The following is a 20,246-nucleotide window of genomic DNA, read 5'->3' as shown; positions in this document are numbered from 1 at the left end:
AAAAGACGTTCCAAATGGAGGGTTCGGAATTGAAAAAAACAAAAATCGCAAACGCATTGCTCGCATGCCTGCTTCTTAGCGTCATCTCGGTTCTGTCCGCCTGCTCCGGCAACGGGAACAATGCCGAGCCATCTTCGTCGCCTTCCGCCGTCGGCACGCAGCCAGCCTCCGCCTCGTCGTCCGTCGAGCCGTCCGCAAGCGCTTCGGCGTCCGAGCTGCCGGAAGCGAAGCTGACGTTCCTCTATCCGGTTGCCGCGAATCCGGGCCCGGACCAGAAGCTGGTCAACGACGAGATCAACAAGTATTTGAAGGAGAAAATCAACGCGACCGTCGATTTGAAACCGCTCACCTTCGACGAATACGAGCCGAAGCTGAACGCGATGCTGGCAGCCAACGAGAACTTCGACATCGCTTGGAGCTCCAAAGGATGGCTCGGCAATTATCAGCCTTATATCGATAAAGGCGCTTACCTGGAAATTACGGACGATATGATCGCCAAGGACGCCCCCGAGGCGCGGGCCAACATTCCCGATCAGTTCTGGCCGGACATGAAGGCCGCCGACGGCAAGGTGTACGGCTTCCCGATCTATCAGATCGCCGCCAAGCAGAAGAGCCTGATCATCCAGAAGCGTTTTATCGACAAGTATAACCTGGACGTCAGCACGATCCATTCGTACAAGGACATCGAGCCGTTCCTGAAGACGCTCAAGGAGAACGAGCCGGACGTCGTGCCGCTCGGGCTCGCCCAGAACTCCAACGGCCTGTTCGTGGATCCGAACGCCGTCGCTCCGGACGGCGCCGCCATCGGCTACAAGAAGGACGATCCGACGTATGCGATGATCCCCACGATCGATTCGCTGGAGAGCAAGAAGGAGTATTACCAGACGATGCACGACTGGTACCAGGCCGGTTATATCAACAAAGACGCGCCCGTGCTCCAGAACATCAACGATCTGAAAAGCAAGGGCAACGTCGCGGTATCCATCGAGTTCACGTCGAAGCCGGGCGGCGAGGTCGGCGAGAAGGCGATCAACGGCGGGAACGACGTCGTGTACGTGCCGATCTCCGACAGCTACTTCACCGGCATCGCCAGCGCGATGCACGTTATCAACAAGAACTCCAAAAATCCCGATCGCGCGCTCATGCTGATCAACCTGCTCAACACCGACAAGTATTTGTACAACTTGATCTGCAACGGCATCGAAGGCAAGCACTACAAGAAGATCGACGACCAGTTCATCGAGCCGATCGAGAACTCGGGCTATGCGCCGAACGGCGACTGGGTATTCGGCAATCAGTTCAACGCCTACCTGAAGACCGGAATGGCTCCCGACACCTGGGACAAAACGATCGAGCTGAACGACAACGCGATCGTACCCGTCAGCAACGGCTTCAGCTTCAGCGAGGAGAAAGTAAAGGCCGAGGGCGCGAACCTCAATGCGGTAAAGAATGAATACGCCACCGCGCTCGAGACGGGCGCCGTCGACCCGAGCAAGATTTTGCCGGAATACGAGAACAAGCTCAAAGCGTCCGGTCTGGAGAAGTACGAGCAGGAAGTCGCCTCGCAATGGGACGCCTTCCTGAAGAGCAAAGGCCTCCGATAAGCCCTTTCTCTCCTCATGAAAAGTCAAGGCCGCGGCTTGCCGGGAACTTTCGTTCCGGGGCCGCGGCTTCCTGTTTCCGGCGCGCCGTTACGGTTCCAGCGCCCGCTTCAGCCGGTACTCCTTCGGCGTCACGCCGAACGACTTCTTGAACAGCTTGAAGAAGGTGCTCTCGTTCACGTACCCGACAAGCTCCATGATCTCCTTGACGCTGAAGCTTCGGGTCTCCAAATATCCTCTCGCCCGCTGCAGCCGAACCTCGTTCAAATATTCTCCGACCGACAATTGCTCGCTATTCTTGAACATCCGGCCGACGTAGGCCGGCGTCAGATGCAGCATCGCGGCGATCCCCTGCAGGCTCAGATTGCGGTCCCGGTAGTTCAGCTCGATCATTTCCTTGATGGCGTCGATCAGCGCCGAATGCTTCTCGCCGTCCAACCGGCATCGCGTCTCGTAGATGTCCCGGCAGACGCTGCGGAACAACGCGGAGATCTCGCCCATCGTTTCCTTCTCCAGCACCTGGCGGCTGAGCGAGCTCAGATCGACGTTCAGCGTCACGACACGGTTGCGGTTCACGTCCCGGACCGCCGCTTTGATCAGATCGACCGTGTGCAGGATTCCGTGAACGATATGGTCGTAGTGATAGACGGCAAGCCGGTTCAGAATGTCGTCCACCGCGCTCTCCATGTCCTGCAGCCGATTGGCGCGCACGCTCTCGGCCAGCTTCTTCTCCGCCTCTTCCGGAAAAACGTATTCAAGCTGCCCGTCGTTGGATCGGACCCGGCCGGGCGTTACGATCGCGCCATGGCCGAACAGCAGCTTATACATGGCGATCCGAATCGCTTCGGCGTACCGCTGCGAGATGGCCTCGTGCCCATCGGCGGGGTCGCTGACGGACATCGTCAAGCTCAGTTTATAGTAACGATCGACGACTTCCTGGATCCGGCGGAGCAGACGGATCAGATCGTCCTGATCTCCCGGCTCCCCCGTCCCGCCGCTGACCAGCATGACCAAGTGATCGCTCCGCATGTCGGCGATCTCGCAGCGGAAGCGTCCGGGACGCATGATCTCCTCGGCGATATTGCCAATCGCGAAATGATAGAGCGAACGATCGCCGAAATTTCCCGCGCGCAGGCGCTCTTCCAGTCCGTCCGCCCGGATCAGCACAAGCCGGAACGGACCGTCGGGGTCGATTCCGAGTCCGTTCCCCGCGATATGATCCGCGAATTCCGCTGCGGTCAGCGAGGGGCTGCTGGCGATCAGCGTGCGCAAATAATCGTTCCGGACAATTCGCTTCTGCCGCTCCCGCTCGCTGGACGCCCATTGAAGCTTCTCCACGAGCGAACGATATGCGTTCGCCGCAAAAGACAATTCATCGCTCGCCGCGGCGCCGGCGGATGCCGGCTCGCCCGGCTCGCTCCCGATCTGGCGGACCAGCCTTTCGACCGGCTTGTAGAGCCGATGCCCCAGCAGAACGGACAGCGCAACGGCAAGCAGCAGCACGGCCCCCATGACGAAGAAGGATGTGACCCGCATCTCCCGGATGCCCCCGAGCACCGCGCTGTAAGGCTGAACCGATACGATCGTCCAGCCCGTATCCTTCACGTTCAAGTAGGAGACGAGCAGCCGTTCCCGGCCCCCCAGCCTGGAAGCGAACGATCCGAACGGCTCCGGGTCCTCCGATGACCGATTCTGCCGGTTCAGCGCAGCCTGCAGCGCCTCCCGGTCCGGCAGCTTCCTTTCGCTTCCCGACATCAAGACGTTCCCGTCCTCATCCAGCATGAAGATGCCCGACCGGTCCGGTTCGGCGAAGCCGTTGACCGCCTGCAAATTATCGTACAGCCATTCAGGCTTGATATTGACGACCAGCGCGCTCTCCCGGCTGTCGTTCGCAGAGTCGAAATTTTGATAGAGCACCAGCGAAAAGAAGTCGATCGGCCCCTCCGTCCCTCCGAAGCGCATCGGAAGCATCCGCATGCGGGGCAGCTTCATCTTGCGCTTCAGCAGCGCCGCCAGGCCGTCTGCCATCGCGGCGTCCGGCTTGTTCGGACCGAGTTCGCCTACGGCATAGTTAACGTCGTCGTAGCCGTTGTAGACCAGAATGGAATGAAGGAACGACGAGGACAGATAGGATTGCTTCAGCGTGTTCATCGAGCGGATGACCGTCATCTCGTCGGGATCGCGAAGCGACAGCAAAGGTTCGATGTTCGGATCCATATAGAGGGACAGCGCCAGATTGTTGAGCACGTCCGTCATATAGGAGACGTTGTACCGAATCTGGCTCATCACTTTGCGGCTGGCTTCCTGCTGCATGCGCACCGCGCTCCGTTCGGCGTTCATCTGAAGCGCGAGAGACCCGAAGAAGAGCATGGCGACGATCAGCACCGTCACGGACAGCACGATGCGCAGCAAATATTTTCTCGACTTGTAAGATTGCCAGATCCGCATGCCGGTTCACCCCGTTCGAGAGTCGGTCTGCCTGAACGGTTCCAGCATCTCACATTCCCCGGCGCTTCATCTACTATACAATCTTCGAATTGGTTGCCGAATCGGGAAAAAGCCGCTGCAACGCCGTATCGAATTCGGTGCCCGCCATCGAGCGTGTACATCAAAACGCGAATAACGGCGCGGCCGGCGGCATACCGTCTAACAAGGCTTTCGGGAGGTGGTGAGACCATGATTTCGGTTGCCAATGCCGGGATGCCGGTCAATACGGCATCTTGGTCTCCGGTCGCAAGAATCGCATATGAACAAAAAAACAACAGTCCGATCACGTATCGCTATTCGACCTTTGAGCGGCTAAGGTTCGAGATGGAGCTGAGGGCCGCCATCGTGGCCGCTGCCGAAGCGATGAGCCGCAGCGGGTTGCGGTTCGCCAACTTTGACCGAGCCCAGTGCAACGGGGAGTTCTGGATTCTGACCCCTGCGGGAGGATTCCAGCTGCGGAACGGCGTCGCGCCTGCGGACGCGATCCGGGATATTTTCGTAAACGGCCCCATGTACGCCACCGAGTGCGCCACCGCCACCGTCATCGTGGCTTACAAAGGCATTCTCGATTCGATTCGGCCCGCCGATTTCAACCGGCTCTTCTCCGGGCTGCTCCTGTACGACTGGCATACCCAGGACAATCTGCTTCCGGCCCGGGAAGCGGCCCCCGAAGAAAAGTACATCGGCGACCTGCTGTACTTCAACAATCCCGAGTTCAACCCCGCAACGCCTGAGTGGCGCGGGGAGAACGTCGTCAAGATGTACGGCGACTTCTATTACGGCCACCCGTTCGGCGTCGCCCCTTACCGAACGATTATCGACGGCCTGAACCGGGGCCGCATGGAAGGCAGCACGACCTCGGCTTATCTGACGAACGAAGTCGTCTTTCCGAACAGCAACTTTCTGTCGCGCTTTGCGCTGGACGCGCCCCCCGCCATCTTTGCCCGCATCGGCGGCCGGCGCTATGCACTCTAGCGACTGCTGGATCGCCTTCTCCGTCTCCGTGTCGAGCGCCGACGTCGCTTCGTCCAGAATAAGAATCGGCGGGTTTTTAAGGAAGATCCTGGCGATTGCGAGCCGCTGCTTCTGCCCGCCGGACAGCTTCATGCCACGCTCGCCGACGATCGTGTTCAAGCCACCCGGCAGATCCCGGATGAACGCTTCCCAGATGTCCTCCTTGGACGCTTGCTTTTTGCCGTTTGCGATGTTTTCGCGGATCGTTCCCGAGAACAGGAAGACGTCCTGCTGCAGGATGCCGATCTGTCCCCGCAAGATCGCGAGCTTCATCCGCTTGATGTCGATTCCGTCCACCGTAATCGTCCCCGCTTCCGGCTCGTAAAAGCGAGGCAGCAGGCTGCACAGCGTCGTTTTACCCGCGCCTGACGGCCCGACGAACGCCACCGTCTCCCCGGCGCGAATCTTCAGATCGACGCCCTTCGGCACCTTCGCGTCGTTCTCGTATCCGAATGTCACCTGCCGAAAGCGGATATCTCCCCGCAGCGGGCCCGGATCTTCCGCATCCGGCGCGGACGCCGGCCCGGCGACCGAGGCAGCGTCATGGAGCCTTGGCCGCCAGCATGTCCGCCATCTCCTTCATCGTTTCCCGAACGGTAACATTGTCGGCGTTGTAATATGTGGCCGTATCCAACTCATAGACCATGCCGTTCTTCACCGCCGGAAGCGACTGCCAAAGCTTCGACTGCCGAATCTCCCGATAAGCCGCCTGGGAATCGTCGTCGCCGGCCGCGACGAGCAGCAGAATGTCCCCGGCATATTCCGGCAGCTTCTCCAAAGAGATCTGCACCGCATTCGTCCAGGGCGGCGACTTGTCGATTTCCGCCTGCACGGCCGCGGGAGCTTTCGCTTCCAGAGCCGATCGCAGCGCATATCCGCCGAAGTTGGTACTTAAATAGATGCGGAGACGTCCTTTTTCGATGCGGAAGATCGACACCGTCTTGTCGCCGATCGACTGTCGAACCCGCTCTTGCGCCTTCGTCCGTTCAGCTTCGTACCCTTGGATCCAGTCCGCCGCCGCCTTCGGCTGCCCCACAGCATCCGCCACCTTCGGCAAAACGTCGTAAATCGGGTCTTGGAAGGAAATGTAGACGACAGGTGCGATCTGCTCGATTTTCTCCATTACATCCGGATAGATGTCCGGCATGAATTGCGAGAAAAGAATCAAGTCCGGCTTGAGTTCCAATATTTTTTCCGCATCCGGCGGATCTCCGATGTTGTCGATTCCCGCAAGGCGGTCCCGCGTAAACGGGTTCTTCAAATCGTTGGGTCCGAGACCGATCGGCGTAACGCCGACGGTCAGCGCCTCTGCAGAAAACTCCGACGTTACGACCCGACGCGGATGAACCGGAATTTCGACCTGACGCCCCAGATCGTCGGTGAACAGCCGCGTTTGCGGCTCCGCCGCCGCCGTCGATTCCGGCGTTCCCGGCTCCGCCGACTGCCGTCCGCAGCCCGCAGCCGCAAGCAGCAGCAGCAGCACGAGCCCAAAAAGCTCCGCCATCTCCATTCGTTTGCCTTTTCTTGTGCTGCGCATCTTCAACCTCCAAATGATATTGATTCTTATTATCATTAAATATTGTACCCGCTCGTTCCCTTTCTTCGCCATGCACGCAAATGACGGTAAGGATGGATTATTGTGAGCGTTCGTCCCGGAGCTTGTCCGCCAGCTCCGCGATCTCTTCTGCCTGACGAAGAATCGAGACGGGGTCGTACGCCAGCCAGCGGAGGACATTCAATTCATGCACACGCCCCCGCCGTACCGCGGGATGGCTTTGCCAAACGCGGGAACGGCGGATCTTTCCCCACAGATCGAGGGTAGGAAGGATCGTCGATCCCGACCCGGGTTGCAATCTCCTTGATCGTCAAGGGGGAGCTTCGCAGCAGACGCTGCGCTTGCCGGATGCGCAGATCGGTCAGATAGTCGACCGGCGATTGTCCGGTTATCTTCTTGAACATTCGCGAGAAGTGCTCCGGATCGTCATTGTCAATTTGAAAAAGCCCGGAACATGGCCGGCGCCGCCAAAAGAAACCTCTCTTGCGCATACGCCGAATAATCGAACCATGGCCATGCCTCCACCGGCGTCACCCTGCCGCCCAGAGACGCGGCGGTTCGCTTCCATTCCTCCGATGAAGCAAGCCGCTCCCGCGCGCCGCGAGGATCTCCGCCGCCCGGAAGCATCAGCAGAATCCGATCGGCTTCGAATCGGGCAAGTTCTTCCGGCGCGACGGTCTCGCGGAACTCGATCGCCGCGGCGCGGCCCGCCGGCGTCATGCCCAGATCCTCGTACAGAACGCCGGCCACCGTTTTGCGGCCGTAGACATGATAGCCGTCTTCGCCTCGCTGGACGACCAGAACCTTCTCCTGCCGTACGAAGCGCCGGACTTGCTCGCGCGTCCGCGCGGCCAGACGGTCGTATCGGCGCAGCCACGCTTCCGCTCCTTCGGACATATCCAGAAACTCCGATATTCGCCGCAGATGCCCGCGCCAGTCGTCCGTCCGCCACGGTACGAACAGCGCGGGCGCGATCTCCCGCACCCGCTGCTGTTCCTCGGGGGGCAGAAACGCGTCGACGCCGATGATGCAATCGGGACGGGCATCGCGAAGGGCCGCGAGGTTGAACTCGTAATGATGGCTGAGCGTCGTCGAGATGTCGGTCCGGTATTTTCGCCGGTACAGATCGGTCCACCCGTGATCCATCGGCGCGGCGAACGGAACGATCTGCAGCGCCAGCAGCTGGCCGATATTGGGAAAGCTGTAAGCCGCCACTCGTCGCTTCCGATTGCGAATGTAGGTGGCCGGCGGAATGCCGATCTGCTGCTTGAACTTGCGAATAAAATAGAACTCGTCGGCGTAGCCGACTTGTCCGGCGATCTCGCGCAGCTTCGGCTTGGACTGCTCCATCAGGCGCTTGGCCTTGTTCATGCGGAGTTCCGTCAAGTAATCCATCGCGCTGATGCCGTAGCTCGATTTGAAAAGCCGCATATAGTAGTACCGGCTTAGCCCGGCCATTTCGGCCAATTCGTCGATCGTAATGTTCCGCTCGCTATGGCGCTCCATGTAAGCGATCGTTCGGCATAGCGCCGCTTCGGAAGCCGATGCTTTCGAGTCTCCGTCCTCGGCGAGGCGGGAGATCAGCTCAAGCAGCGCCGCCTGCGCCCGCAACCGCTCCCTCGTCCCTTCGCATTGCCAATCCATCGCAGCCTGCAGACAGATTTCGTTCGTTCGGACGGCGTCGGACAGCGCGATCTCGCCCGCGAACGGGAAGGCGCTGCTTCGTTCCGTCACCCGCAAGCCCTGCTTTTCGCAGCGGTCCTCCTCTATCGTATCGAATCTCAGGATATACAAATCACCGTTCTCCCCAGGAGGAAGTGCCTGCAGCAATTGCCCCGGCAAGCCGACGAACGCGCTGCCCGGATGAAGCCGGACCAGGTTGCCGTCGACGGCAACCATCGGCTCCCCGTCAACGTTGATAAGCAGCAGATGGGAATCCAGATAGCCCAGAGGATGCCGCCAGTCCGCGCAGCGGACCTTTTCCGCCGATCGAAGCTTGAACCACATCGACTCCATCTTCTTTCGTTCTTTCACCGTGAATCCCCCTTGACTTCATGGAACGAATCGCCGTTTCAATGCAAACAACCACTCCGGCGGGGAGCGATCCCCGCCGGGTGGTTGGCCGGCTTCCGGAGCCGCCGCTGAGGCCGCTCGCTCATTTTTTGCCGAAACGCTCCAACAGCAGCTGCGTCTGCGTCTCCATCTGCTTCTCGATCGAGATCGGATCGCCGGGAAGGAAGTCGTCGACATGGACTTGAATGACCCGATCCTCTTTGACAACCGGCAAGCTGCGCCAAACCGGCGCGTTCTTGAGCTCCGACTCCAGCTTGGCGTTGTCGCCGTCCTGCCAATCGTAGACAGTCAGGAACACGTAGTCGCCCACGTAGTCCGGCAGCGTCTCCAGCGACACTTTCAGGTAGGAAGGCTCCTTGTCCATCACCGCCTCCTGCACCTTGGGCGGCGCCTTCAGCCCGAGCGAATCGTAAAGGCTGAACGTGCCGCGGCCGAACAAGTTGCCGAAGATCATGATCTCCGACTTCGGCCAAGCTTCCATGACCGTGAATGTCGTATTCGGGTCGATCGCGCCGGCGAGCTGCTCGCGGTATTGCTTCGCTTTCTCTTCATACTGCGCAATCCACTCCTCCGCCTTCTCCGGAACGCCGGCGATGTCGGCGATCTCCCGCAGCTGGTCGAACATCGTTTTGGAGCCGTAGCTCAATACGACGGTCGGCGCGATTTTGGCATATTGCTCGTAATTGCTTATTCCCTCGGCATTGTTCTCCTGGAGAATGATCAGATCGGGATTCAGGCCGGCCGCCTTCTCCAGCGAGATCGTCGCGTCGCCCAGATTTTCCACCCCTCCGGTCAGTCCGAGCGGCTTCAGAAAGGAAGACTTCTCGAATTGGTTGAGCTGGTTCGTCGTTGCGCCGATCGGCTTGACCCCGACGGCCAGCAGATGTCCCATGAATTGGTCGACGAGAATTCGCTGCGGATGCGCCGGAATGGTAACCTCATGACCCTCGTAATCTTTGAAAATCCGCGTTGCCTCCTTCGACGAAGCAGGCGAATTCTCCGTCGAATTCGCGCCGCAAGCGGACAGCAGCAAGGTCAGGAATACGGCGATCAACGCCGGCATGGCGATTCTGGCGAACAATGGCTTCATTTCTTTCCTACTCCCCCTTGTTTGATAACGATTCTCAATATCAATTGAAAGTATACCGAAACTCTCATCTCCTGAAAATAGAGAATCGTGCTCATTCGCCATGGACGATGATGCCCGAATCGTCGCCATCGCAACAAAAAACAACCTTCGCGCACGTTTCCGTACACGAAGGTTGTTTGCGGCAAGAGACGACCGTCCGGTATCGTTCTTTCCGGTTCCGCCGCTTCGGGGGACTAAGCGATAGTGTCGTTGACGTCCGGGTCGTTTACATTCGTCTGGCTGAGCGGGTTATTCGACTGGCTCTCGTCGAAAGCGTCGCCCGGAGAGAACGAGGCTGCCCCCGCGTAGTTCTTGGTGGCGCTGTTCAGAACGATAAATGCCGTATCTCCTATTTGAAAGTTCGATCCTTGACTGATACTGTTCACTTTCACGGCTCCGACGATTGAAGGCATCGGCAGGTACCTCGTCATTCAGAATTTCCACTCAACACAAGATATGAAGACGAACGCCTATCCGTCACTCCAAAGTGGGAAAAGTTCGCCGCGGCGGGTTTCGGAACAGCCCGGTCTATCCGCGGAAATCCGAAGCCGTCAGCGCAATCCGGCCGCGTACTTTTCGCGGGCCCGTTCCGTCGCCTGCACCATGTTGCGGAGAGAGTCGATGGTCTCTTCGTCCTTCCGGGTCTTGAGGCCGCAGTCCGGATTGATCCAGAACTGGGCGGGATCGAGCACGCGCAGAGCGCGGTCGATCATCGCGCCCATCTCCTCTGCGTTCGGAACGCGCGGACTGTGAATATCGTAGACGCCGAGGCCGATGCCTTTGTCGTACGTGTACGCTTCGAAGCTGGATACGAGCTCTCCGTGGCTTCGGGACGTTTCGATCGAGATGACGTCGGCGTCCAACGCGCTGATCGAGTCGATGATGTCGTGGAATTCGCTATAGCACATGTGCGTATGGATTTGCGTCTCGCTTTGGACCGTGGCGGTAGAGATGCGGAACGCGCGCACCGCCCAATCCAAGTATGCCTGCCACTGCTCGCGCTTGAGCGGCAGCCCTTCGCGCAGCGCCGGTTCGTCGACCTGGATCATGCCGATGCCCGCCGCCTCCAGCGCTTCGACTTCGCTCCTCAGCGCCAAGGCGATCTGATAGGCAACCTCTTCGCGGGACTTGTCGTCGCGCACGAACGACCAGTTCAGGATCGTGATCGGTCCCGTCAGCATTCCCTTCACCGGCTTCTCCGTCAGAGACTGGGCGTAGACCGTCTCCGCGACTGTCATCGGCGCCGGAAGCTCGACGTCTCCGTAGATGATCGGCGGCTTCACGCAGCGCGAGCCGTACGATTGAACCCACCCGTTCGCCGTGAAGGCAAAGCCCTCCAGCTTCTCCCCGAAAAACTCGACCATATCGTTCCGCTCGAATTCGCCGTGAACGAGCACGTCGAGTCCGAGCTCGGTCTGGATGCCGATCCAGCGGCGGATTTGCTCGCGGACGAACGCATCGTACCGCTCGTTGCTCCATTCGCCCTTGCGCCACTTCTGCCGGGCGCTGCGCACTTCCGGCGTCTGCGGGAAGCTTCCGATCGTCGTCGTCGGCAGAAGCGGCAGGTTCCAACGCTCGCGCTGCTTTTCCTTGCGCGCTTCGAAAAGGTCCGCGCGGCGGTCGGGCTGCGAAGACAGACTCGCGATCTGCGCCTGCACTTGGGCGCGGTTGCGGGACGGAGATTGCGCCAAGGCCCTTCGGCTGCGAGCCGCGCCGTCCAGCTCGGCGGCGACGGCCGATTCGCCCAAGCGGCCGGCTTTCGCCAGCAGCGCCAGCTCCGCCAGCTTCTCGTCGGCGAAGGCAAGCGCTCCGCGCAGTTCCGGCTTCAGCGCCGTTTCCTCCGCGACGCTTGCCGGCACGTGCAGCAAGCTGCAAGACGGCTGCACCACAAGGCGGTCCGCGGCCACGAATTCGCCGAGCTCGGCGAGCGTGTCCAGCTTCATCTTCAGGTCGGCCCGCCAGATGGCGCGCCCGTCGATCAAGCCGGCGCCGAGCGTTTTGTCCGCCGGAAAACCATGTGTGCGTACCGCCGTCAGATTCCGGCCACCGTCGTGAACGAAATCGAGTCCGATGCCGTGAACCGGAAGCGAGGCGACCGTCTCATAGGCGTCGACCGACTCGAAATACGTCTGAAGCATCAGCTTGAGCTTCGGAGTCTCCTTCGCCAGCGTCTCATAAATGCGGACGACTTGGGCCAGCTCGCCTTTATCCGACGTTGCGGCCAGCATCGGCTCGTCCATCTGCACCCATTCCGCGCCTTCGGCTTCCAGCTCGCACAGCACTTGCCCATACAGCGGAAGCAGGCGGTCGATCCAACCGGCAAGCTCTTCCGGGCCGTAGCCTTTCGCCAGCTTCAAGTACGTGTAAGGTCCGACGAGGACCGGCCGGCCTTCGATGCCCAGTTCAGCTTTCGCTTCGCGGTACGCGTCAAGAAGACGGTTGCCGGTCAGGACCGGGCGCGCGCCGGTCAGTTCCGGCACGATGTAATGGTAGTTCGTGTTGAACCACTTCGTCATCTCGCTGGCCGCCGCTTCCCGGTTCCCGCGCGCCACGGCGAAATAGGTGGCGAGATCCACGGCTCCGCCCTTATAGCCGAACCGTGCCGGAATGATGCCGAACATGGCGGACAGGTCGAGAATATGGTCATAGTACGTGAAATCGCCCACCGGAATGATGTCGATCCCCAACTCCCGCTGTTTTTTCAAATGGCCCAGCCGAATGGCTTTCAGCTCCGCATGGAGCGCCTCTTCGTTCAGTTTGCCGGCCCAGCAAGCCTCCAGCGCCTTCTTCCATTCCCGGTTCCGCCCAATTCGGGGATAGCCCAGATTTCCGCTTTTCATAGCGCAGTCTCCTCTTCCTTCTGATCGCGAGACCAAGCGTGCCCGTTGACTAGAAAACCCGCGGAACGGTTCGCTTGGATCGATACCAGAAAGATAGCATATCGCGCTCGTTATAGCGTAAATCCGAATTGCTATAGCCGGCTATAGCCAATAGCTATACCGAAGACCCGGGAACGGCGACCGCTTCCTGAAGCGCTTCGACATAAGCGACGCCGAGCTTGGAAAGCGCCGCGTTCCGATGGCAGATCCAGCCGACATGGATCGTCTCGTCGCTGGCGAGCGGCACCGGAACGATCTCGTTGCCGTTCAAGTCCGCGCTCAGCACCCCGGTGGAGATCGTATACCCGTTCAACCCGATCAAGAGATTGAACAAAGTCGCGCGGTCGTTCACCCGAATGCTTTTCTGATGGGACAGCGTGCTCAGAATCTCTTCGGCGAAATGGAACGAGTTGTACTCTCCCTGCTCGAAATACAAGTACGGAAACTCCTGGAGCTGATCGAGCGTCGCGACGGCTTGCTTCGCGAGCGGATTATGGACGCTGACGAAGATGTGCGCTTTGGCCGTGAACAAGCTCGTAAACGCCAGGTTCGCGTCCTTCAGCAGCCGATTGATCACTTTGGCGTTGAATTCATTGACGTACAGAATGCCGATCTCGCTGCGCTGGCTCCGGACGTCCTGAATGATCTCGTGCGTCTTCGTCTCCCGGAGCGCCAGCTCGTACTCCTCTTGGCCGTGCTCGCGGACGAGCTTCACGAACGCGTTCACCGCGAAGGCATAATGCTGGGTCGATACCGAAAAATGCTGCGGCGAAGGCTTGGCGTTCAAGTACCGATTCTCCAGCAGCTCGGCCTGCTCGATTACCTGCCGGGCGTACCCGAGAAATTCGGCACCAGCCTTGGAGAGCGCGATTCCTTTGTTCGTCCGCTCGAAGATCGTGATCCTCAGCTCCTCCTCGAGCTCCCGGATCGCGTTGGAGAGGCTCGGCTGGGAGATGAACAACCGCTTGGCGGCCTCGTTCATGGAGCCCCGGTTGGCGACTTCGATCACATATTTGAGCTGCTGCAGCGTCACGGCGCCGCCCCCTCTTTTCCCTATTGACCAAAATAGACGACGAATTTTTCGAAAAGTTCCGATGCGCCAGCAGAGTTAGTCCGAGAATGCGATTTTCTGCCGTTACACGGCTCTTCAAGCAGAATTAGTCTCAAAACGCAATAAATCCCGTCGCTACGCGGCTTTTCAAGCAGAATTAGTCTCAAAACGCAATAAATCCCGTCATTACGCGGCTTTTCAAGCAGAGTTAGTCTCAAAACGCATTAAATCCCGTCGTTACGCGGTTTCTCGAACCGATTTAGTCTCAAAACGCAATAAATCCCGCAACGTTACGTTTCTTGCCAAAGTCTATCCGAAGCCGTACGGACCGTCAAGATTCCGGTTACGGGAACTTTTCAACAATTGGAATGGCATAGAAAAACCCCTTCTCTAAACGTAATAATTACGCGTTCAATTCCTATCAAAAGGCGGATTCGGCGATTTCTCCCCCGACCTTCGGGAACGGATCTTCGAACCGGCTCCAGTCGGACGCCATCTCCGCATCGGTCAACAGGCAGGCGTCCAGTTCGCTCTCCAGCCCGGCCGAGCTCCTCGTCGACGTAGCTGAACGTCTGGGCGACGGGAACCGGCTCGCCGACTCCAGTCGATTCGATCAGAATATAGTCGAACCGGTCTTCCCGCGCCAGCCGCTCCACTTCCCGCAGCAAATCCTCGCGCAGCGTGCAGCGGATGCAGCCGTTCGACATCTCGACCAGCGTTTCGTTCGTGCGGGACAAGCCGCCCCCTTCGCGGACGAGCTCCGCGTCGATATTCACTTCGCTCAGGTCGTTGACGATCACCGCCGCCTTCAGTCCGTTCCGGTTAGGATGAACGTGGTTCAGCACCGTCGTTTATCCCGCTCCCGGATACCCGCTCAGCACCGTTACCGGCAATTTTCAAAAGATAGCAGCCGCGCATGCATCCGTCAACCGCGTTTTTCCGGACGATGCCGTTCGGTTTGCCGAATCGAAAGATTCGGGGGTTGTGGAACTCGCTGAATCGTGTTATAAAAAATCCGACTCTTACTCCTGTTCGGGAGGTGCGGGCGATGGATCGGGAAGCGTTGAAAGTGCTCGTCGTGGATGACGAACTGCCTCTGCGGGAAGAGCTTCGCCTTTTTCCCTGGGAAGCGCACCGGACGGAATGGGTCGGCGAAGCGGAGAACGGCGAGGAGGCGATGCGGCTCTGCCGCTCCCTGCAGCCGGACATCGTCATTACCGACATCACGATGCCGGTCATGGGCGGCATCGAGCTGTTCCGGCGGCTGAAAGAAGAGATGCCGCGAACGCAAGTCATCTTGCTCACGTGCCATACCGAATTTGCCTACGCGCAGGAAGCGGTCCGGCTTGGCGCCATCCAATATTTGGTGAAGGTGACGATGGAGGAACGCGAGCTCGGCGAGGCGCTGGCCCGCGCGGCGGAAGCCGTCCGCCAAAACGGTCTGCTTCGGCTTAGCGAGCGAAGCAAGCTGCGCTGGGAAGCGTCCAAGCGGCTCCGGCAGCTGCTTCGCGGCGATGAGCCGGAAGCGAAAGCGGGCGATCGGCCGGCCGGGGACGCGGAGCAAGAGCTGCTGAAGCTCTGCGGCGCGAGCCTCCCTGCGGCTCCGCTCGCCCTGTTCGCCGAGACGCGGCCCGGGACCCGTTCGTTCGTCCGGCATGAGCTGGAGGAGGCGCTCGAGCAGGCGGAGCCTCGCTTCGGTTTTTTCTGGCAGCCGGCGGGCGACGAGGTGTATCTGCTGCTGTTCCAACGCGATTTCACGGATATGAAAGCGCTTCGATCCGAGGCGGAGAAACTGCTGGATTCGCTGGACGGCGAACTCGACCGCAGGCTTCCGTTCCTCAGCGGCTCCATCCGGCTGTTCGCTTCGATCGGGGAGACCGTTCGGGGAGGTGCGAAATTCGCGGAGGTTTGCCGCAAGCTGCTGTTCGGGAAGCCGTTGGACAGCTTCTACGACGGGGCGGGCCGCCTCTTCCCCGCTCCCTCCGAGCCGGTCGCAGCCGAGCCGCGCGCGGCCGCTGCGGAGAACCTTCTCCCCGCGGCGCGATGGGAAGAGCCGTGGGAGCTCGGCCCGGAGCGGCTGCTGCCGCTCCTCCGCCAAGAGTTCGCCGCTTGGGCGCGCCGAAGGCGCCTGCCGCCGGAGCAATTGCGGGCGCTGGCGGCCGAGCGGCTGCGCGGCTGGCTGCGGAACAACGGGCCGCAGCCGCCCGATTGGCCGCTGGCGGCCGCGGTCGCCGAAGCGTCTTCGCTCGGCGAGCTGGTCGCGGCGCTCATCCACGCCGTCGAGTCGGCGCGCGGAGACCGTGCCTGCCGGAGAGAGATCGCCGACGCCAAAGCGTACATCGCCGCCAACCTCGCGGCCCCGCTCACGCTGGCCGCCGTCTCGGCTCAGGTTGGACTGAGCCCGCATTATCTCAGCCGGCTTTTTCGCGAGGAGACCGGCTTCTCGTTCAACGACTTCGTCACCGACAAGCGAATCGAGCGGGCGATCCGCCTTCTGAAGACCACCTCGCTCCGGGTGTACGAAGTCGCCGAGGAGGTCGGCATTCCGAGCTACCGCTACTTCGCCGTCCTGTTCCGCGAGCGGACGGGGGCGGCGCCTTCGGAATTCAAGAAAGCGCAGCCTGCCCGCGAAACGGAGGAACAGCCATGAGGCGTTTGTACGACTGGTACAGGAACTGGAGCCTGGCGACGAGGCAGTTCCTGTTTTTGTTTGTCGCGACGTCCGTGTTTTTCGGCTTTCTGGCTTGGAACAATTACCACCGCGCCGCCGATCTGTTCAAGCGCCAGATGGTCGCCGACTCCAATCTTCTGATCGCGCGCACGAACCAGTTCCTGGACTCCTACCTGGACAACAGCAAGAACCTGCTGCTTCTGCTCTCCGCCGACAAGAAGCTGATCGCAAGCGGCAGCGAGCAGGACATCTCCGACTCCCTTCGCTCTCTTGCGGCCACCAACAGCCAGTTCGTCAAGACGCTGTATCTGATTCGCCCGGACGGGCGCGTTTTCTCCAACTCGCAGGTGAACTACGAGATTATGGGCAATCCCGAGCTGCCGGACTTGTACCGAAGATCGCAGCAGAACTTCGGCGCGCTCGTCGTCAGCCAGCCGTACGACTCCCCCTTGTCCGGCCGGACGGTCGCCCTGTCCCGTCCGATCCTCGAAGGCAGCCGGGTGCTCGGCGTAGCGGTGCTGGAACTGGATCTCGACAAGCTGAACCAGCAGATCAGCGAGCTGACTTCCAACGCTTACGAGACGTATGTCATCTCGTCCGATCAGGACCGGATCGTCGCGTTCGACCGCGACAATTCGATTCTGCCGCAGCGGCCCCGCAGCTATCACGACGAGCTGCCAGACGATTTCGTCGCCCGGCTGATCGGCCTGCCGCATACGACGAGCGAGCTGGACAGCTCGGCCGGGCGGCTCGTCGTCATCAAGTCCGGCCAGAACCGGCTCGGCTGGACCCTGAACGTGCTGATCAAGGAACACTACTTCTACCAGAACGTCTCCCGGTTGTTCGACAATTACAAGACCGCCGCGCTGATCTGGCTCGTCATTCTGTTCGCGATGGCGTTCACGATGTCGCGCTACTTCACCCGGCCGATCCGCCTGCTGTCCGCGAAGATGGACCGGGTACGCGCCATCGAAGTGATCCCCGCCATTCAGGTCACCCGGCAGGACGAGATCGGGCGGCTAGCGATGAGCTACAACGCCATGATGGAACGGATCCGCGCCCTGCTTCAGGAGACGAAGCAGATGGAAGCGCGCAAGAAGGAGCTGGAGCTCAAAGTGCTCCAGAGCCAGATCGCCCCCCACTTTCTGTACAACACGCTCGCCTGCATCGGCTCGCTTGCGCGACAGCACCGGGTCACGGAGGTGCGGGAGACGATCCGCTCGCTCGTCGGGGTGCTGTCGTTCAGCTTCGACAAGACGTCGGCGTTCCTGCCGGTTCGCGACGAGCTCGAAGGCCTGTCCATGTATATGCAGATCCAGAACATCCGGTACGGGGACAAATTCAAGCTGGTTCAGGACATCGACCCTTCCGTCCTGGACGGCTCCATCCTGAAGCTCACCCTTCAGCCGATTCTCGAAAACGCGATCTTTCACGGCATCGTTCCCGACTCCGGCTCGGGCGGCGTCATTCGCATCCGTGCATCCGTGCGCCGCGAGCGTCTGCGCTTCTTCGTTCGCGACGACGGCGTCGGCATGCCCCAAGAGAAGCGGCGGACCGTCCTCACTGAGCCGTCCTCCGGCGCCAGCCGCGAACGCTTCTCCGGCATCGGCATGTCCAACGTGCACGACCGCCTGCGGCTTTACTACGGCAAGCCTTTCGGACTCCGGGTAGGCAGCGCGCCGGGGGCCGGAACGGTCGTCTGCATCACGGTTCCGTTCCGGCGTCCGGCGGAGAAACGGGCGTAAGCGATCAGGCGGCGGTCTGCGCCGAACGGCCGGCTTCCCGTACCGGCTCCTGTCGGGAGACCGTGCTGCCAATTTGCCGTTTTTATGTGCAATTTCGCAAGATTCCTGCATAGTGAAGCGCTTTCGAGCCTTGCTATACTACGAATAAGCCGGCGCCGACGAATGCGCTTGCATCGAATCTTTGCGAGGTGAAACGATGGAAATGCCGATTGCCGCACAACCCCGCGCCGAGCAGCCGAGGCGCTTGGCCTCCTTCTTCGGAAGCGCGTGGCGCTTCCGGGCGTTCTACGTCATGCTGCTGCCCGGCCTGATCTACTACGTCCTGTTCAAGTACTTGCCCATGTACGGGGTCATCATCGCTTTCAAGGACTTCAACATGTCGAGCGGCATCCTCCACAGCGCATGGGCGCATCCGTGGAATAAGCATTTTCTGACGTTCTTACATTCCCCTTATTTCTCCCAGCTGCTGACCAACACCGTTCTGATCAGCGTCTACAAGCTTCTGTTCGGCATGGTGCCTCCCATCGCGATGGCGCTGCTGCTGAACGAATGCCGCGTCAAGTGGTTCCGGTCGCTCATTCAGACGCTGACCTACATGCCCCATTTTCTGTCGTGGGTCATTATTTACGGAATCCTTCTGGCGCTGCTGTCGCAATCTTCCGGACTGGTCAACCAATGGATCAAGGACATAGGCGGCGAGACGATCCCGTTCCTGACGTCGACCTCCTACTTCCGTTCGATTCTTGTCAGCTCCGAGATCTGGCAGAACCTCGGCTGGGGCGCGATCATCTATCTCGCGGCGATCGCCGGCATCGACCCGACGCTGTACGAGGCGGCGCGGGCCGACGGGGCCGGACGGCTCCGGATGATCTGGCACGTCACTCTCCCCGGCATCCGCACCGTGATCATCATGCTGTTTATTCTGAATCTCGGCCATCTGCTGGACGCCGGATTCGAGCAGATCTATATCATGTACAACATTCAGGTCTACCCGGTCGCCGACATTCTCGACACGTGGGTGTTCCGCACCGGCCTGCAGCAGCTCAATTTCAGTCTCGCTTCGGCGGTCGGCCTGTTCAAAGCGGCGATCGGACTCGTGCTCGTGCTCGGCTCCAACCGGATCGCCAGGATTTGGGGGGAAGGCATATGGTAAAAAGCTCCCAGGATCGCATTTTCAACGTGGTTACCGTCGTCATCCTCGTGCTCTGCGGGGCGTCCGCCGTCTTTCCGCTGCTGTACGTGCTGTCCGTCTCGGTGACTCCTTTCAGCGAGGTGCTGAAGAACGGCGGCTTTATCCTGATCCCGCGGTCGGTCACGCTCGACGCGTACCATAAGCTGCTGACGGATTCCGGCCTGCCGCGGGCGTTCGGCGTTACCGTTCTCGTAACGGCGATCGGCACGGTGCTCAATCTTGTCGTCACCGCGCTGACCGCATATCCGCTCAGCCGCCGGAAGCTTCCCGGCCGCAGCTTCTTCCTGATGGCGATCGTCTTCACCCTGCTGTTCAACGGCGGCATCATCCCGACGTACCTCGTCGTCAAGGAGCTCGGACTGCTCAATTCCATCTGGGCGATGATCCTGCCGAACCTCGTCTGGAGCTTCAACGTGCTCATTATGAAAAGCTTCTACGAAAGCTTGCCCGAAGAGCTGTTCGAGTCGGCGCGGATCGACGGGGCGCGGGAATTCCGCATCCTGTGGACGATCGTGGCGCCGCTGTCCGTGCCGGTCACGCTGACGATCGGACTGTTCTACACGGTCGGTCACTGGAACGAATTTTTCCAGGCGATCATGTACGTGTCCGACCGGATGCTGTTCCCGCTGCAGGTCATCGTCCGGGAAATTCTGATCCAGACGCAGCAGCCGCTGGAGAACGCCGAGAACATGACGCCGACCGAGACGCTGCAGATGGCGTCCGTCATTCTGGCCAGCCTGCCGATCATCATCGTCTATCCGTTCCTGCAGAAGCACTTCACCAAAGGCATGCTGCTAGGCTCGATCAAAGGTTGAACGACGGCGTAGCGCCGGTTCAATAGATTCGCCA

14 protein-coding genes and 2 pseudogenes are annotated in these 20,246 nt (G+C 60.2%); 6 read left to right on the top strand and 10 right to left on the bottom strand.

What is annotated here, in order from left to right; genetic code table 11:
- Positions 1–29 precede the first annotated feature (29 nt).
- Positions 30–1,604 carry an ABC transporter substrate-binding protein gene (locus H7C18_RS18750; protein ID WP_185130621.1) on the top strand — a complete coding sequence of 525 codons (1,575 nt, stop codon included), beginning with the start codon at positions 30–32 and terminating at the stop codon, positions 1,602–1,604.
- 87 nt (positions 1,605–1,691) lie between these two features.
- Here H7C18_RS18750 and H7C18_RS18745 read toward each other — a convergent pair whose 3' ends face one another.
- The gene (locus H7C18_RS18745; protein ID WP_185130620.1) at positions 1,692–4,049 is read right to left on the bottom strand and encodes a helix-turn-helix domain-containing protein; all 2,358 of its coding nucleotides are present in this window, start codon (positions 4,047–4,049) and stop codon (positions 1,692–1,694) included.
- Between the two features lie 228 nt (positions 4,050–4,277).
- On the opposite strand from H7C18_RS18745, the gene H7C18_RS35225 reads away from it, so the two are divergent.
- Positions 4,278–5,063, top strand: coding sequence for a protein-glutamine gamma-glutamyltransferase (locus H7C18_RS35225; protein WP_337913742.1), 786 nt, complete (start codon positions 4,278–4,280; stop codon positions 5,061–5,063).
- On the opposite strand, the pseudogene H7C18_RS35220 reads toward H7C18_RS35225, so the two are convergent.
- From H7C18_RS35220 to H7C18_RS18700, 9 genes and pseudogenes are all read right to left on the bottom strand, one after another.
- Positions 5,058–5,621: pseudogene (locus tag H7C18_RS35220) on the bottom strand (ABC transporter ATP-binding protein); the annotation flags it as partial. The gene H7C18_RS35225 and the pseudogene H7C18_RS35220 overlap by 6 nt on opposite strands.
- 22 nt (positions 5,622–5,643) lie before the next feature.
- Positions 5,644–6,639: an ABC transporter substrate-binding protein gene (locus H7C18_RS18735; protein WP_238357799.1), complete on the bottom strand. Its 996-nt coding sequence runs from the start codon at positions 6,637–6,639 to the stop codon at positions 5,644–5,646.
- A 203-nt stretch (positions 6,640–6,842) separates the two neighbouring features.
- Complete coding sequence (locus H7C18_RS18730; protein ID WP_185130619.1) at positions 6,843–7,148, bottom strand: helix-turn-helix transcriptional regulator; 306 nt, start codon at positions 7,146–7,148, stop codon at positions 6,843–6,845.
- Positions 7,090–8,691, bottom strand: coding sequence for a helix-turn-helix domain-containing protein (locus tag H7C18_RS35215; RefSeq protein WP_185130618.1), 1,602 nt, complete (start codon positions 8,689–8,691; stop codon positions 7,090–7,092). The genes H7C18_RS18730 and H7C18_RS35215 overlap by 59 nt, the downstream gene beginning before the upstream one ends.
- Before the next feature lie 121 nt (positions 8,692–8,812).
- The gene (locus H7C18_RS18720; protein ID WP_185130617.1) at positions 8,813–9,820 is read right to left on the bottom strand and encodes an ABC transporter substrate-binding protein; all 1,008 of its coding nucleotides are present in this window, start codon (positions 9,818–9,820) and stop codon (positions 8,813–8,815) included.
- A 233-nt stretch (positions 9,821–10,053) separates the two neighbouring features.
- Entirely contained in the window at positions 10,054–10,272 is a 219-nt protein-coding gene (locus H7C18_RS18715) for a spore germination protein (protein WP_185130616.1), read from the bottom strand.
- A 138-nt stretch (positions 10,273–10,410) separates the two neighbouring features.
- Positions 10,411–12,699 carry a 5-methyltetrahydropteroyltriglutamate--homocysteine S-methyltransferase gene (gene metE / locus H7C18_RS18710; protein WP_185130615.1) on the bottom strand — a complete coding sequence of 763 codons (2,289 nt, stop codon included), beginning with the start codon at positions 12,697–12,699 and terminating at the stop codon, positions 10,411–10,413.
- 154 nt (positions 12,700–12,853) lie between these two features.
- Positions 12,854–13,771, bottom strand: coding sequence for a LysR family transcriptional regulator (locus H7C18_RS18705; RefSeq protein ID WP_185130614.1), 918 nt, complete (start codon positions 13,769–13,771; stop codon positions 12,854–12,856).
- Positions 13,772–14,331: 560 nt separating this feature from the next.
- Positions 14,332–14,634, bottom strand: a pseudogene (locus H7C18_RS18700) (CobW family GTP-binding protein); the annotation flags it as partial.
- 203 nt (positions 14,635–14,837) lie between these two features.
- On the opposite strand from H7C18_RS18700, the gene H7C18_RS18695 reads away from it, so the two are divergent.
- The 4 genes from H7C18_RS18695 to H7C18_RS18680 all read left to right on the top strand — a co-directional run bounded on the left by H7C18_RS18695 (position 14,838) and on the right by H7C18_RS18680 (position 20,212).
- On the top strand, positions 14,838–16,439 hold the full coding sequence (locus H7C18_RS18695) for a response regulator (RefSeq protein WP_185130613.1): 1,602 nt from the start codon (positions 14,838–14,840) through the stop codon (positions 16,437–16,439).
- Entirely contained in the window at positions 16,436–18,205 is a 1,770-nt protein-coding gene (locus H7C18_RS18690) for a sensor histidine kinase (protein WP_185130612.1), read from the top strand. The genes H7C18_RS18695 and H7C18_RS18690 overlap by 4 nt, the downstream gene beginning before the upstream one ends.
- Before the next feature lie 196 nt (positions 18,206–18,401).
- On the top strand, positions 18,402–19,358 hold the full coding sequence (locus tag H7C18_RS18685; protein WP_185130611.1) for an ABC transporter permease: 957 nt from the start codon (positions 18,402–18,404) through the stop codon (positions 19,356–19,358).
- Complete coding sequence (locus H7C18_RS18680) at positions 19,352–20,212, top strand: carbohydrate ABC transporter permease (protein ID WP_185130610.1); 861 nt, start codon at positions 19,352–19,354, stop codon at positions 20,210–20,212. Before H7C18_RS18685 ends, H7C18_RS18680 begins: the two co-directional genes overlap by 7 nt.
- The last annotated feature ends 34 nt before the right edge of the window (positions 20,213–20,246 follow it).

This window comes from Cohnella zeiphila, from assembly GCF_014212055.1.
Classification (GTDB): Bacteria; Bacillota; Bacilli; order Paenibacillales; family Paenibacillaceae; genus Cohnella; species Cohnella zeiphila.
This window is presented reverse-complemented; position numbering and strand designations above follow the sequence as displayed.

Coding starts and splice junctions, on each gene's coding strand:
- H7C18_RS18715 (WP_185130616.1), bottom strand. CDS start 10,272: ATGCCTTCAATCGTCGGAGCCGTGAAAGTGAACAGTATCAGTCAAGGA.
- H7C18_RS18735 (WP_238357799.1), bottom strand. CDS start 6,639: ATGCGCAGCACAAGAAAAGGCAAACGAATGGAGATGGCGGAGCTTTTT.
- H7C18_RS18745 (WP_185130620.1), bottom strand. CDS start 4,049: ATGCGGATCTGGCAATCTTACAAGTCGAGAAAATATTTGCTGCGCATC.
- H7C18_RS18695 (WP_185130613.1), top strand. CDS start 14,838: ATGGATCGGGAAGCGTTGAAAGTGCTCGTCGTGGATGACGAACTGCCT.
- metE (WP_185130615.1), bottom strand. CDS start 12,699: ATGAAAAGCGGAAATCTGGGCTATCCCCGAATTGGGCGGAACCGGGAA.
- H7C18_RS18720 (WP_185130617.1), bottom strand. CDS start 9,820: ATGAAGCCATTGTTCGCCAGAATCGCCATGCCGGCGTTGATCGCCGTA.
- H7C18_RS18685 (WP_185130611.1), top strand. CDS start 18,402: ATGGAAATGCCGATTGCCGCACAACCCCGCGCCGAGCAGCCGAGGCGC.
- H7C18_RS18680 (WP_185130610.1), top strand. CDS start 19,352: ATGGTAAAAAGCTCCCAGGATCGCATTTTCAACGTGGTTACCGTCGTC.
- H7C18_RS35225 (WP_337913742.1), top strand. CDS start 4,278: ATGATTTCGGTTGCCAATGCCGGGATGCCGGTCAATACGGCATCTTGG.
- H7C18_RS18730 (WP_185130619.1), bottom strand. CDS start 7,148: ATGCGCAAGAGAGGTTTCTTTTGGCGGCGCCGGCCATGTTCCGGGCTT.
- H7C18_RS18690 (WP_185130612.1), top strand. CDS start 16,436: ATGAGGCGTTTGTACGACTGGTACAGGAACTGGAGCCTGGCGACGAGG.